Raw genomic sequence first — 14,790 nt, forward strand, 5'->3', positions numbered from 1 at the left:
CAGGGTTTTTTATTTGAAATACTATTGTACTCTAGATAAACTTGATTGTTGAGAAGTAACTAGGAGCTTCTCCGTTTGCAGCTCTTACGGCATTTACTATCGGAAGTATAAATCCGATTATACCAACGTAAATAAAGCCTAGAATTCCGAGTCCGAATAATAATATAGCCGGAAAGCTTAATACGAACAATAAAATCATGGTCAACTGAAAGTTGATGATTGACCTACCGTGTTCGTCCATTCCATGAACGGAATCCTTTGAGCTTAACCATATTACTAGTGGTACTATTAGTCCACCAAAACCGGTAAGGTATGTTAGTAATTGAGATGCGTGTGTCAAGGCTAACAATTGATTGTCAGTCCTTTGAATTGATTTTTGATTGATGATTTCCATAATATCTATTTTAGGGGTTCTTACCTATAAGACAGATTTTAGGGGAATTTGTTACAGTTTTCTTTAATTATTGTTTTTGTTGAAGTTTGGTAAGCTTCTCTTTGTCTTTGGCAATCGATAGTTCTAGCTTCTTAACCTTTTGATTAATTTTCGATTCATCTGCGGGAGACATCTTTCCTTTGGTTCTTCCTTTAGCTAATTTACTTTGCAATTTTCGGATTTTCATCTCGCTTTTCTCAATTCCTTTTTTCTTAGCGCTTATTGCAGCAAGCAGTTTTTCTTGCTTTTTTACAGCCTTTTCGGCTTTTTTTTGAGCCTTTTCAGCTTTCTTTTGGGCTTTTTCTGCTTTATCGATTTCCTTTTGCTTTTGCTTAGCTTCCTTCAACTCTTGTTTTTGCTTTTCAATTTCTTGCTGTGCAACTAACACGGAGTCAGAAGCTTGTTCAGTTTCTTGAGCGTTTCCAAAATGAACAAAAGCGAATAATGTCGTTAGTATTAAGAGGGATTTTATCATGATATCAACCTTAGTTAGTGAACCCCTAAGATATAAAATAATCAAACCTATTTTAGCTATTTTTGCCTATGCTTTTAAAAGACACTATTATCGCCTTGGCCACTCCCTCAGGAGCTGGGGCAATCGCAATTATTCGTGTTTCAGGTGTAGATGCCATATCTACAGTTGGGGATTTCTTTAAATCCATCCATGGAAAAAATCTAACCAAGCAAAAAAGCCATACCATATTATTGGGTCATATCGTGGAAGGGAATAAAACCTATGACCAAGTTTTAGTTTCAATTTTCAAGAATCCACATTCCTATACGGGAGAAGATGTTGTCGAGATATCCTGTCATGGTTCACAATACATACAACAACAAATCATTCAACTATTCCTTCGGAATGGTTGCCGAATGGCAGATGCAGGTGAATTTACCCTTCGTGCTTTCTTAAACGGAAAACTAGATCTAAGTCAAGCAGAAGCAGTGGCGGATTTAATTGCATCCGATAATGAAGCAAGTCACCAAATCGCTATTCAGCAAATGCGAGGTGGTTTTAGCAATGAGATTAAGGCTTTGCGAGATGAACTTTTGAACTTTGCATCACTTATTGAGTTAGAGCTTGATTTCGCAGAAGAAGATGTTGAATTTGCAAACCGTGACCAATTCAAAGATTTGTTGCATCGGATTCAAAGCGTACTCCGAAGATTGATTGATTCTTTTGCTGTCGGAAATGTTATTAAAAACGGAATTCCCGTAGCCATTGTCGGAGAACCCAATGTTGGGAAATCCACCTTACTCAATGCTCTTCTGAATGAAGAAAGAGCCATAGTTTCGGAAATTGCTGGTACCACGCGGGATACTATTGAAGATGAAATTTCGATTGGTGGTTTAGGTTTTCGTTTTATAGATACTGCGGGAATTCGAGAAACCGAGGATGTTGTGGAAGGCATAGGTATTCGAAAGACCTTTGAAAAAATCGAACAAGCCCAGGTTATATTGTATTTGATTAATGCAGAAGAAGTTCAGGCCAAAGGAAATCCACTGGAAAATTTAAGTATTGAATTACGAAAACTTAAAAACAAGTATCCACAAAAACCCATTATTGCTCTAGTCAATAAGAATGATCTCATCAACGCTAAGACAAAAAGCAATCTAAATGTCATCCTGAGCGAAGTCGAAGGACTTACAGTACAGTTTTTATCAGCAAAAACAGGTGAGGGTATCGAAGAATTAAAAAATCAACTACTCAATTTCGTTAATACCGGATCACTAAGAAATAACGAAACTATTGTCACTAATACCAGACACTATGATTCTCTAATCAAGGCCTTAGAAGCCGTTGAAAAAGTAAAATTTGGAATGGATGATGGTGTTTCGGGTGATTTACTTTCCTTGGATATTCGAGAAGCTTTGGATCATTTTGGGGAAATCACTGGTGAGATTACCAATGATGATTTACTTGGTAATATTTTTGCTAATTTCTGTATCGGAAAGTAATCAAACAAATGGCTCCTTAAACCTTTCAAAATGACAGGTATACCCATTCGGAATCCGCACCAGATAGTCTTGATGTTCTGGCTCTGCCGCCCAGAAAGTAGTGTACGGTTCTAAGGTGGTTACTACCCTACCCTCCCATTTATTGGAGTCTTCCACTATTTTTATAACTTCCTCGGCAATTACTTTCTCTTCTTCGTCTTGAAAAAATATAGCAGAACGATAACTAGACCCTCGATCATTTCCTTGTTGGTCAATTGTTGTGGGATTGTGAATTCTAAAGAAATAGTCTAATATTTCTTTGAAAGAAGTTACCTCAGGATTATAAATCAATTCAATACCTTCTGCGTGACCTGGGTGATTTCTATAGGTGGGATTATCATTTTCTCCACCGATATAACCAACTTCAGTGTCTAATATTCCCGGACGCGTTCGAAACAAATCCTCCATTCCCCAAAAACAACCTCCTGCGATATATGCTTTTTTATTTGTGCTCATCTGTATCTTCTATCTTTTTAATTTCAACATTTTTTAAAAACGCTATTACCTTTTCCTCCGGCATTTCACAAGGTTTTAAAAGTCCTTCAGATGCTGTACAGTAATAATTCAAACTGATAAAATCTGTGCCGCCTAATTCTTCCGCATACACCTTGAAAGATTTTCCATCATTAAAAGTGGTCTTTGAAATGCCATATCTTTTGTCAAGGTACTTTCCTTCTGAATACCCCTCTGGCAAGCTTTGAATCTTTTCTAAAACCATTTTAATTTATACAATAGTCTAATTTTATAGCAATTAATTACAAAATCTAAGAGCTACAGGAAAGCATGGAACATCCCACTTTGTGACGCGCCCAATCGGGACGCCGCGCAAACCATTTTTGGTAGGTTTTCTGCTCATCATAAGGCTTTTTAAGCATAGTGAACAATTCATCAATAATTGAGTAATCACCATCCTCAGCTGCATCAATAGCGAGTTGTGCCATATAGTTTCGCAATACATACTTGGGATTTACCGAATTCATATGCTTGGAACGTTCAGCAACACTTTTCGATTCTTTTTCAAGACGCACGGCATATTGCGAGAACCATATCTTCCATTTTGCTTCTATTTTTCCCTTAATCTCATCAGGATTATAAAAGGCATCCTTAACTGCTTCAAGCGCTTTTTCTGCTTCTCCCTTGAAATCCGCAAGTAGCCTGAAAAAGATAGTCATATCCGTTTCAGAAAGCTCCAATACTTCTTCCAAGTCTTCAATCAGTTTTCGGTCATCCTCTTCCTTATCAAAAAGGCCTAACTTCGATTTCATCATCTCCAAATACGCTTCTTGAACTTCCTCTTGATACTCATTCAAAATATCTTGTAGCAGTCCAGCATCTTCTATTAGAGGGTAAATCGCATTTGCTAATTGCAACAAATTCCAAAGTACAATCTGTGGTTGTGTTCCGAATCGATAGCGTTTATGAGCACTATCCGTGGTATTAGGCGTCCAATCTAAATTGTAATCCTCCAACCATCCGTATGGTCCGTAATCAATAGTTAATCCTAAGATCGACATATTATCGGTATTCATGACGCCATGCACAAAACCAACACGTTGCCAATGTATCACCATATCCATACTTCGTAAACAGACTTCTTTGAAAAATCTCAAGTAAGTACCTTTCGAAGGTTTTCCTAAATGAGGATAATGATGCTTGATGGTAAAATCCATCAAAGTCTTTAATGTTTTATCATCTCGCTGCGCTGCTAATATTTCAAAATTTCCAAAACGTATAAACGATGGCGCTACTCGAGCTACAATGGCTCCTTTTTCATTGGCAGGATTTCCATCATACATTACATCACGTAAAACCTCATCACCACTCAGCGACAAAGACAAAGCCCTAGTAGTAGGAACTCCTAAATGAAACATTGCTTCACTGCACAGATATTCCCTAATAGAAGAACGTAAAACTGCCAAACCATCTGCATTTCTTGAATATGGCGTTTCTCCTGCCCCCTTAAGTTGCAAGGCCCAACTCTTATCTTTATTTTCAATTTCAGCAAGGTTGATAGCCCGACCATCACCTAACTGACCTGCCCAATTTCCGAATTGGTGTCCACCATAACACATGGCATATGGATTCGTATTGGGTAAAACCTTTACACCTGAAAATACTTCAAGAAAGTTAGGAGTCTTTGCAAATTCCTCGAATCCAAGTGTTTCAATCATTTCTGATGAAACATGAATTAATGATGGCTTAGAAGGTTTTTTCGGAGTGACAAATGAAAAACAAGCATTCCGGACCTGTCGCCTCGAATTCTCAAAAATAGGATCCGAAGGAAGATCTTTGTTAAACTTATCTTTTATATTTAGTTTGATATCCAAAAATTTCTCAATTATTTTTCTTCACTAATCGTTTCTAACTGCATAGATTCAGAATTAATGCAATACCGCAATCCACTTGGTTCTGGTCCGTCAGGAAAAACATGTCCTAAATGTGCATCACAAGTGTTGCACATCACCTCAACCCTTATCATACCGAAGGTAGAATCTTTCTCATATTTGATAGCATTCTCCTTTATTGGCTGTGTAAAGCTAGGCCAACCAGTACCCGATTCAAATTTTATAGTTGAATCAAATAACGGAGTATCACAACAAACGCAATTGTACTTACCAGCTTCGTGAATACTACACAAGGCACCAGAATGCGGTGCTTCAGTTCCCTTTGCTCTTGTAATTCTGAATTGCTCTGGTGTTAACTGCGCTCTCCATTCCTCTTCTGATTTTTCAACTCTTCTATCCGGTTCTGGATTTCCATTTACACTAAAACTTATTAGATCTTTCCAAGTTAACATAGCAATATTTTTTTCAAATTATACTGCAAATTTACCGGTTTTTAAATGATTCGAACAGGCCTATTTAGTTATTATCTAGATGTTTGTTTGAATTGGAATTGGTCTTAGCCCTTAAAATTTTATTGCCTTATTTTTGTTTGGAAGATGATCTAGTAAGACTATCAAAAATCAATTCATATGGCAGGCTATCCGGAAAAAGTGTTCTTAAATGGTAAAATTTTAGCGCATAGTGAAGCCAAAATATCGGTATTCGATCGTGGTTTTCTATTTGGTGATGGCATCTATGAGGTCATGCTTCAAATTAATGGCAATTTTTTCTTCGGTGCCCAACATTTAAAGAGGTTAGATGAATGTCTAAAAAAAATAAATATTGAATATGACACATTCAACCTTCCTGAAAGCATCGGTAAATTATTAGAAATCTCTGGATTAGATAAAAAAGACTGCCTGTTATACATACAAATTACTCGAGGAACTGCGCCAAGAAAGCATTCATTTCCAAAGAATATTGCGCCAACAGTTTTTATGTACGCTCTACCTTTCATTCTGCCAGAGATAAATGACAAACCCATTTCAGTTATCACTCAAAAGGATTTCAGGTGGCACCGTTGTGATATTAAAATGACCTCACTTCTAGGTAACGTTATGGCTAATGATACTGCTATAAAAAGTGGTCATTATGAAACAGTTTTTTATAGGAATGGAAATGTTACTGAAGCATCACATTCAAATATCTTTTTCGTTCAAGGTGAAACGGTATTTACACACCCTGCTGATGAGAAAATTTTAAACGGAATAACACGTGAGATTGTAATCCAACTCTGTAAGGACAATGGTATTCCAATTCATGAAAAAGCAATTGCACATGAAGATATTTCTAAAATGGATGAAGCTTTTTTAACAGGTACATCTACACAAATTGCGTCTATCAAGCAAATAGACCAGCATCAGTATTTTAAAGGTTCAACACCTGGAAATATTACCCAAAAATTACAGAAGCTCTTTTTAGATCTTAAGCAAAATTACGCCCCTGAGGTCAATTAGAATGGTTCTTCTGATTTTTGAAATTCCTTATAAATAATATGTTTTTCCTCTAAGGTGAATTCTTTAGCTTCGAACCAATCATGAACTTTGATTTTTTGATTCTCAATTTGCGCTTTTCGAATCGCTTGCAAAGAAACCAAATGCCAATGCACCCCTTTTTGTCTAGAAACACAGTATCCAACGTCTTCCATTATATAGGAAACTCGGGGTTGGTTATATAAGCGAATACCATTTTTTAGTATGGCCAAAGTCTTGGTTAGTTCTACAACTTCAGAAAAAGAATAACGGGCAAAGTCAGCAAAACCATCTTGTTTTACATTATACACTTTATCACCTACTTTTAATTCGCGCATTGTCTAAAAGCTTGCAAAAATAAAGGGACTTTTAAGTTAAAAAAAAGAAGTGTTTTAGTACTTATCAACAAAAGGCACTATTCAATGATTCCCATTGTGATGAGTGTTGTAATCCAGACGATTACCGAAGAAATAAAAATACCAATTGTATTGGCTATAAAAGCTTTTCGTCTTTCAAATTTGAATATATAGCTTGCAATACTACCTGCATAAACACCTGTGCCAGGTATGGGTAACATCACGAAGAATATCAATCCCCAGAAACCATACTTCTTTATTTTTTCACCTGAACCGATCTTTGCCTTCTTGGCAACATAAAGCGCGGCTTTTTTATAGAATCGTAATCGCAATAGATACTTATTGATATTGTCAAGAAAGAAGAACATCAATGGAAAAACTAGGACGTTTGCTAGAAAGCAAGCTAGGAATACAAGATAGATATTAGCGCCGGTATACATTCCAAATGGTATACCCACTTTGGCTTCACCAAAAGGGGAAATACTCCATAACATAGCTATTAAAATATCATTAACCACAGCGCATTATTTGAATCTTCGAAGCTAACGCTGAAATAACCAATTTTATGTTAGGAATACCTTAAAATTTAGATTTAATTAAGAATACTTTAAGTGAAATAGATTACCCTATGTTATTTCCGTTTTAATCTTCGCTATCGAAATTCATAAATTGAATATGATCCACTTGATGTTTTACAGATACTGCTCCAATATAGCCTGTTGAAGGAGTAAATGAATAGAGTTTCCATTCTTGTTTTTCGTTTTCATTCCATTTCGTTTCAAGTAATTCGGCTGTGTCGTCTGAATCTAATGAAACCGCAAACTGATCTAAGGGAAATGAAAGTCCACTTCCTACAGCTTTAATGAAAGATTCCTTCCGAGTCCAGCAGCGAAAGAAAGCTCTTGGCAATATATCTTTGAATTGTTTTTCTAAGGATGTAATTTCTGTTTTTGAAAAGAAATTTTGTGCCAATTCAAGCACATCAAAGTCGTCTTTTATTTTCTCAATATCAACTCCTATTTCTTGATTTTGAAAGAAGGCAAAACTCGCCATGTTTCCCGAATGAGATATATTGAAGTTTAATGTGTTTTCAAAGGATAAATAGGGTTTCCCATAGGATGTGTACTCAAATTCAATCTTCTTGGGGTGTAATTTTAAATACTTTCCTAATAATAATCTAAGGATTCCTCGGGAAATTATATAGCATTCTTTGTCACGATTAAATTTGAACCTTTCACTTCTTATTTTTTCATCCGAAGAAAGCAATATCAAATAAGAGTCAAGTTTGGTTAAATGTTGCTCAAAGTCACAATACCAAACATGTATTGTCTTTTCTGGAAGGTTTACAACTTTTGTGTTCATTAACAAATACTTACAAAAAAGGTGTTATAGCTCTCTCACAATACTCCTTATAAATATCATTCATATTAGCTATGTTATCTTTAAAAGAAGATTCATTCAAAATTCGAGAAATATTCATTTTGATGATCGTACTATCATCGAGATCTTTATTACCTCTAATACCTATGCCGTGATACGCCATTCTTGCCGCATTACCATCTTCGTCAGTATATCCGCCCGAATATAGGAGCATAGGCACTTTAAAATGAATACACTCATTAATACTATTGATTCCGCAATGCGTAATAGCGCAATCTGATTCTTCAATGACCTTCAATTGGGGAACCCACTTAAATATGTGCGCATTCGGTGGAAGGTCTGTAAAACTTTCGAGATCCATTTTTGGGCCTATTGACATTACCAATACCCATTCATTATTCTCTGCAACCGCCTCAACAACTCTTTTGAGGAAACTTAAATTTCCTTTAGCCAAAGATCCAACAGAACAATAAATAAGTTTCTTCTGCTCAAAGTTTTTAAGCTTTAAAATTTGACCTAACCGCTTTTCATCATCAGATTCAGCAGTCTTATCGACCCTTTGACTATATACCATCGGGCCCAAATATTTAATGTTTTTTCCAAATTTATGAGGAAATTCAAACTCTGACATCACCGTGGTTAAAATGGGAAGTTTGGTAAAACTGAATAAAGGCGGTAATGTATTTACCAAAAGGCCGCTTGTGTCAAACCCAATTTCACGAGCATATTTTTTAAAAACTGATCTTCTGTAATTATTAAAAGTAAGTTTATTCAACACTACCCTTCCATTGATTTTTAAACGCATTAATATCCAAGACCATAATATGCCCATTTTGCTCCCACTGAAATTTTGACCAGGAATTATGTTTGTGCGTATAGAGGGGGAATTGATGCTAATGGTATCAGAAAACCAAGTATGAAATAGTGCTACCGGAATTTTTGCGGCTATTGCAGAAAAAATTAGATCATGTAATTCTACATCAACTACAACCCTATCTGGATTAAGTTCAACTATTATACGTTTATATTCATCAAGGTGAAGTATTTTCTTTCCGTTAGCATAGTGCTTGCTTAAATTTTTGAAATGAAATTTAAACTTTGAGAACCATGAAGACAGTTCTTTGCGATTTGGGTCTTTAAAATTAAAATTGATCGTTGGGATTTCAACATACTCAAATCCCTGTTTTAGAACTTTCGGAGCAATGTCAGCAGAACAAAGGTAGGTCACCTCATGCCCCTCATTTTCCAATCTTGAAACTAGTTCAAAAGTGGAATTAAGCCTACCCGTCAAACTAGGTGCTGCTATTGCAATATGCATGTTTTATCTTTTGAAAGGACTCTTTTAAATTGCAAACTCATCAATCTTTTCTGAAACCGTTTTAATATCGGGTTCTTCGAAAAGATTGCGATGGACTCCTTTTGTTCGTGTCACTTTAATTTCTCCAGAAATCAATTCTTTCCATGAATCTACGATTTCTGTATTTATACTTTCTTCAGCCTTTTCTGTAAGCACTATTGAGACTTTACCTGAAACACTGCGCCAATCATATACTTTACAGATTTTAGCCAAATTAGCATTCATTTCAAGTAATGCCTTTTCCTCTGGCGTGACTATTCGTTTTCTTAATTTTAATTTGAAACGAATCCATCGGTCCCCTAACATGTTAGATATGGCACTAACTGGGTTTCGCAAAGATCGTTTTACAAAACCCTTAATTCGCATTTTAAGGCGTTTGGGGGTGTTCAAATTCCAAGGATCAGCCATCGTATCCATAACTATTAAGTTCGCAACTTCCCCTTGTAAACTAAGCTGATGCGCAATTTGATGTCCAACAGCTACACTAAAACAATATACTACAATATTATAAGGCCCTTCAGGTTGAACTGATTTCATGGCGTTCAGATAATCTGTAGCCATTTCTTCTATGGTCTTATGCATATTTTGGTTTGCATATACCCCAGAAGCTTGCAAGGCGTATATCGGGCGATCTACTTCAATATGCTTCGTAAGTACATTATAAAAGAAAATGTGGCCTCCGCCTGCGTGTATACAAAACAGGGGGTTTTTAGAACCTTCTTTCCGAAGCGCTACTAAATAATCCCATTCTTCTTTTTGTGTTTTCTTAGAAGATAGAAAGGTCGCTAACTTCGAAATAGTCTGATAATCAAATATTTGATTCGGTGAAAGTACCATTCCCGCTTTGCGAGCTTTGGCTATAAATTGAATACTAAGAATAGAATCGCCTCCTAGATCAAAGAAGTTATCATGAATACTGATTGAATCTATTTGTAAAACTTCCTTCCATAATTCAAGAAGTTCAGATTCTAGGTCGTTAGACGGACCTACTATTTCAGTAGCATCTTCTATTTTCTCTTGCTTTGGAATATTTTTCAAAGCGTTGTTATTCACTTTCCCATTCGGTAAGGTTGGTATTCTTTCCACCAAGGAAATCGAAACAGGTACCATATAATCAGGCAAACGCTCTTTTAAACTAGCCTTAAGATCATTGATATTAAGATTTTCATCAGAAATCACATATGCGGCTAAGCGTTTCGAATCGTTTTTGCCATAAGTTTCAGCTAATACTACAGCTTCTTTTACATCTTTATGCTCTTCTATCGACCTCTCGATTTCACCTAATTCAATACGATATCCTCGTATTTTAATTTGCTGATCTGATCTTCCTAGAAATTCAATAGTGCCATTGGTTCTATACCTTCCTAGGTCTCCTGTTTTGTATAATTTTTCTTCCTCAAAATTTCCGAATGGATTTGTTATATATGTTTTTGCCGTTAAATCTGGACGTTTATAATACTCCCCTGCAAGTCCTGCACCGCCAACATATATTTCACCAACAGCACCAAATGGAACTCTATTTAGAAATTCATCCAGCAAATATATTTCGGCATTTGCCACAGGATTTCCCAAAGGAATAGTGCCTGTTGCATCGGCTTTCTCAATCTTATGAGCTATACACCAGACCGTAGCTTCGGTAGGTCCGTATTCATTGTATAATTCAACATCATCGAATTTCTCAAAATGAGCTGCACATAAAGAAGGTGGACAAGCCTCACCTGCAACCATTATAGTTTTTAGGCTTTCTAGTTTGTTTTTATCTCCATGCTCAAGAATCAGCTTGTAGAGCGAAGGAAGCATCAAGGTATGTGAGACTTTATTCTGATGAATAATTTCTTCAATTCTTGAAATATCTTGTTCAATACGATTCTCCGTAACCACAAGATTACCACCAGTACATAAAGTCCAAAAAATGCCCGCCTTTGAGCTATCAAATGAAATTGAAGATAATAGTAAAAAAGCTTCAGGAATCTTATTATAAAATTCCAATCTTCCTCCTGTAGAACTTAAAATATTTTTGTGTGTAATAGGCACTCCCTTCGGATTACCCGTACTACCTGAGGTGTAAATCATATACGCCAAATCATTCTGATTAGCCTCGGGAAGTAGTAAGTCTTGATTGGTTTCAGCATCAGCCTGAGCATCAATTTCTATAAGCTGACTTTCACGTTCTAAAAACAAAGGTTTTAGTTTTGATTCGGTGACGACTAAGCCTACCCCGGCGTCATTCAACACAAAGTCAATACGCTTTTTTGGATATTTAGGATCAATAGGTAAATAGGCACATCCTGCTTTCAAAATAGCAAGTAGACCAACTATCATTTCTTTAGATCGATCAATACACAGACCTACAATTTCATTTCGTTTATTGGTCTTACTTAAAATGTTTTTTGCCAAAAGAGTAGCTCTTTCGTCAAGCTCTTTATATGTTATAGAATCATCTTTAAAACTAACAGCAATAGAATCAGATTGTTGTTTGCCGATATCTGCTATTACGTCATGAATGCCTTTATAATTTTCAAAGGGATTCACAACTTTGTTTTTTTGTTTGTGGAAAAACTCCTCTTCTTTTTTCGTTAGCATGGGTTGAGCAGAAATAGATTGATTTCTATTCTCTACAATCCCTTCCAAGAGTTTTTTAAAATGTTCTTGAAACCTTTCAACTGAGGATGCCTTAAAAAGGTCTGAAGTATATTCAAAGGTTGAAGAAAGTATGCCCTCTTCTTCTGAAATGTATAAGGTGAGGTCAAACTTGGAAACTCCTGCGTCAAAAAAGCCATGTTCTAATTTAAGATCAGTACCAAATGAAGGTGTTTCAGGCACAGAATGATATAAGAACATTACCTGAAAAAACGGGTTAATAGAAAGAGACCTTTCTTGTTTTAGCTCCTTCACCAAGGTATCAAATGGTACATCTTTGTTTGAAAATGCTTCAAGAGTATTTGCCTTAACTCTTTGAACCAATTCTTTAAAAGTCATATCAGCCGAAAGTTCAGTTCTAAGCACAACCGTATCATTGAAAAAACCAATAAGATCTTCAATAGCCTTTTGATCACGACTTGCTACAGGCGACCCCACTAATATGTCTTTTTGTCCGCTGTATCTGAATAACAATATGTAATAGACCGAAAGAAATAAAACATAAGGTGTAACTTCAAGCTCTTTGGCCAAAACCAAAATCTTGCTTGATAATTCTTTGTCAAAATATTGTGTAGGACTTGCTCCCCCTTCAAAACTTGGCTCTGAAGGTTTTGGAAAATCCGTAGGTAGATTAATAAAAGGAATCTCCCCAGAAAGCTTATCCCTCCAATACCTTAATTGCTTCTCATCTACTTTTTGATTTTGTTGCCAAAAAGTAAAATCAGAATATTGAATATCAAACATTCTCCTTTCAATAGAAGAACCAGACTTTAGTTTTTCATAGTATCCGGCCCATTCTTTGCGCAAAAGACCCATCGACCATTTATCAGTTGAAATATGGTGAAGTGTAAGCAATACCATATGTTTTGCCTCATGAATTTTAAAGAGAGACACTAACACAATGGGATGCTCAGCAAGTTCAAAAGAGTAACGTGCTTCAGAGGTCATGATTTCTTTTGCTGAAGCTTCGGCTTCTAAACTGTCAAGTTTGCTTAAATCATGCTGAGTTATTTGAATATTAGCAGTTGGAGCGACTTTTAGGAAAAGTTGTCCCTCCTCCATATGATATGTTGATCGTAAAATATCATGATCATTACAAACCAACTTTAAAGCCTCGAAAAGCTTTTCGACCTCCAACTGCCCATCAAAAACATAACGTTCTGAATAGTTATAAAAAGGACTTTTTGGGTATAGTTGTTGCAAAAACCAAAGTCGGCGCTGCCCATGAGAAAGAGGTATAACAGTCCCTTCTGGAGCTTTAGGTATTTTAGAAATACTAACTTCAGATTTATTTTTTGACTTCCATTGACTTAGCAATGAAGCCTTGTCTATATTTCCTTTCTTTTCCAATGGCAAACTTTTAGCCTACCGGCCTTCTAAGGCCTAAAGCTCTTAAAATATCACCTCCAAATGTTCTAATACTCTCGTCGAGAGGAAGATCTATATCAAATGCACGCTCGACAAGCCAGTATAGTGATACCACTATCAAAATGGCTGATAAATACACCAAAATTTTCGGGTATGATTTTAAGTTTCTTAAAAAGTAAAGAATAGGAAAAATAAGGGCGATAATAAGTACTTGCCCTATTTCTACTCCAACATTGAAACCTAATAAAGTGAGTGTTAAAAACTCTCCTTTAAAGCCTAGCTCTCCCATAACACTAGCAAATCCGAAGCCATGAAAAAGTCCGAAGACAAAAGCAATAAGCCAATCTTTTCCTTTAAAAATAGGCTTGATATTATGATACGCCGCCAAGCCTATAGACAAAGCAATAATTGATTCTACGAGCCTTGAGGGCAGTACAATGATGTTCAGAGCCGCTAGACTTAATGTAATTGTATGGGCAATTGTAAAAAAGGTGATTATTTTTAAAATGTATAAAAACGCAGGACGAAACCTATCTACGGGAGCCCAGCCCCAAATATTGAATTTACTTTTTCCCACCTCCATGTTTGAGCCTACTGTAGCAGTTTGAGTACGTCGTACTACTGACGGTAAGATTAGAGCCAACAAGAAAAGAATATGGTCTAAACCTATCCAAATGTGCCAAATACCCTGTTCGACCATAGCGACAAAACCTTTCCAATAAGATTTTTCCGTAAGATCAAGAGTTTTGGTGACAGCTCCTTCTTTAAAATCAAGAGCAAACATAGTCTCGTTGTTTACCAAACCAGCTTTCCAGTTGTACTCCATTGTCAATAAATTCCGAGTATTCGGATTCTCCTTGATAAATGCAGAATAGGTAACTAGCAAATCATCCGGTAAAGTTTCAGAATTTTCAAGATGGAAAGGTATTTTAACGAAATAGCCGAAACTTGTCCAAACCATAGAGCTATCAACATCTGTGAAAAGTATCTTATGATCGCCATATTTAGAAGAAAAAGAAGTGTTCTTTAGTAAATAGGCCTTTATCATATCAACATGTGGCTCAATATCTGCCCATTTCGGATACTTTGGTAAATTCAAACCAAATGCTTCGTTTAGCTGATTCACATTGATTTCAAACCTTGCATCAATACCAGCTTCTTCATAAACACGCATGTATATGATGCTTTGATCTGGTTGATGAGAATACGATATAATAGGGAACAACAAAAAAGCCCAAAGAATGAGCGCTAGTAGTTTTTTCATAGTTATTTTTTTATTTGAATCAAATAAGAAAATAGATAGCTTGTGATTTAGGGTGGCTATTATTTCCTATAAAATTAATAATAAAACCTAGGCAAACGCAACGTTTTGGTATAAATCGAATCTATTGCCTATAATGTTAGC

Annotated in this window: 14 protein-coding genes; 2 read left to right on the forward strand and 12 right to left on the reverse strand. The window is 36.0% G+C overall.

The features are described 5' to 3' along the window. Nucleotides 1–31: 31 nt before the first annotated feature. Nucleotides 32–394, reverse strand: coding sequence for a DUF4870 domain-containing protein (locus ACKWCD_RS04935; RefSeq protein WP_138659374.1), 363 nt, complete (start codon nt 392–394; stop codon nt 32–34). 67 nt (nt 395–461) lie between these two features. Beyond that, nucleotides 462–953, reverse strand: a complete 492-nt coding sequence (locus tag ACKWCD_RS04940) for a hypothetical protein (RefSeq protein ID WP_413982824.1) — start codon at nt 951–953, stop codon at nt 462–464. Nucleotides 954–976: 23 nt separating this feature from the next. Between ACKWCD_RS04940 and mnmE the strand changes: the two genes are divergently transcribed. Continuing rightward, on the forward strand, nt 977–2,389 hold the full coding sequence (gene mnmE, locus ACKWCD_RS04945; protein ID WP_413982825.1) for a tRNA uridine-5-carboxymethylaminomethyl(34) synthesis GTPase MnmE: 1,413 nt from the start codon (nt 977–979) through the stop codon (nt 2,387–2,389). Here mnmE and msrA read toward each other — a convergent pair whose 3' ends face one another. From msrA to msrB, 4 genes are read right to left on the reverse strand one after another with little or no spacing between them, the layout of a single operon-like run. Continuing rightward, complete coding sequence (gene msrA / locus ACKWCD_RS04950; protein ID WP_413982826.1) at nt 2,390–2,884, reverse strand: peptide-methionine (S)-S-oxide reductase MsrA; 495 nt, start codon at nt 2,882–2,884, stop codon at nt 2,390–2,392. After that, nucleotides 2,871–3,146 (reverse strand): peptide methionine sulfoxide reductase, encoded by a 276-nt coding sequence (locus ACKWCD_RS04955; protein ID WP_413982827.1) that lies wholly within the window; start codon nt 3,144–3,146, stop codon nt 2,871–2,873. The genes msrA and ACKWCD_RS04955 overlap by 14 nt, the downstream gene beginning before the upstream one ends. A gap of 46 nt (nt 3,147–3,192) precedes the next feature. Continuing rightward, nucleotides 3,193–4,749 carry a protein adenylyltransferase SelO gene (locus ACKWCD_RS04960; RefSeq protein WP_413983007.1) on the reverse strand — a complete coding sequence of 519 codons (1,557 nt, stop codon included), beginning with the start codon at nt 4,747–4,749 and terminating at the stop codon, nt 3,193–3,195. Between the two features lie 17 nt (nt 4,750–4,766). Continuing rightward, entirely contained in the window at nt 4,767–5,225 is a 459-nt protein-coding gene (gene msrB, locus ACKWCD_RS04965; RefSeq protein ID WP_413982828.1) for a peptide-methionine (R)-S-oxide reductase MsrB, read from the reverse strand. A gap of 177 nt (nt 5,226–5,402) precedes the next feature. On the opposite strand from msrB, the gene ACKWCD_RS04970 reads away from it, so the two are divergent. Beyond that, nucleotides 5,403–6,269: an aminotransferase class IV gene (locus tag ACKWCD_RS04970; RefSeq protein ID WP_413982829.1), complete on the forward strand. Its 867-nt coding sequence runs from the start codon at nt 5,403–5,405 to the stop codon at nt 6,267–6,269. On the opposite strand, the gene ACKWCD_RS04975 is transcribed toward ACKWCD_RS04970, so the two are convergent. The 6 genes from ACKWCD_RS04975 to ACKWCD_RS05010 form a co-directional block, all read right to left on the reverse strand. Then, nucleotides 6,266–6,622 (reverse strand): pyruvate kinase, encoded by a 357-nt coding sequence (locus ACKWCD_RS04975; protein ID WP_413982830.1) that lies wholly within the window; start codon nt 6,620–6,622, stop codon nt 6,266–6,268. The two genes, ACKWCD_RS04970 and ACKWCD_RS04975, sit on opposite strands and share 4 nt — an antisense overlap. A 77-nt stretch (nt 6,623–6,699) precedes the next feature. Then, nucleotides 6,700–7,134 (reverse strand): COG2426 family protein, encoded by a 435-nt coding sequence (locus ACKWCD_RS04980; RefSeq protein WP_413983008.1) that lies wholly within the window; start codon nt 7,132–7,134, stop codon nt 6,700–6,702. Between the two features lie 148 nt (nt 7,135–7,282). Continuing rightward, nucleotides 7,283–8,002: a 4'-phosphopantetheinyl transferase family protein gene (locus ACKWCD_RS04985; RefSeq protein ID WP_413982831.1), complete on the reverse strand. Its 720-nt coding sequence runs from the start codon at nt 8,000–8,002 to the stop codon at nt 7,283–7,285. A gap of 10 nt (nt 8,003–8,012) precedes the next feature. Further along, entirely contained in the window at nt 8,013–9,338 is a 1,326-nt protein-coding gene (locus tag ACKWCD_RS04990; protein ID WP_413982832.1) for a glycosyltransferase, read from the reverse strand. A gap of 24 nt (nt 9,339–9,362) precedes the next feature. Further along, the gene (locus ACKWCD_RS18955) at nt 9,363–13,367 is read right to left on the reverse strand and encodes a non-ribosomal peptide synthetase (protein ID WP_462037252.1); all 4,005 of its coding nucleotides are present in this window, start codon (nt 13,365–13,367) and stop codon (nt 9,363–9,365) included. Between the two features lie 10 nt (nt 13,368–13,377). Then, a complete protein-coding gene (locus ACKWCD_RS05010) occupies nt 13,378–14,649 on the reverse strand; it encodes a HupE/UreJ family protein (RefSeq protein ID WP_413982833.1) in 1,272 nt (423 codons plus the stop codon). Nucleotides 14,650–14,790: the final 141 nt, after the last annotated feature.

The sequence above is a fragment of the Maribacter taeanensis genome (assembly GCF_047345145.1).
Taxonomy (GTDB): Bacteria; Bacteroidota; Bacteroidia; order Flavobacteriales; family Flavobacteriaceae; genus Maribacter_C.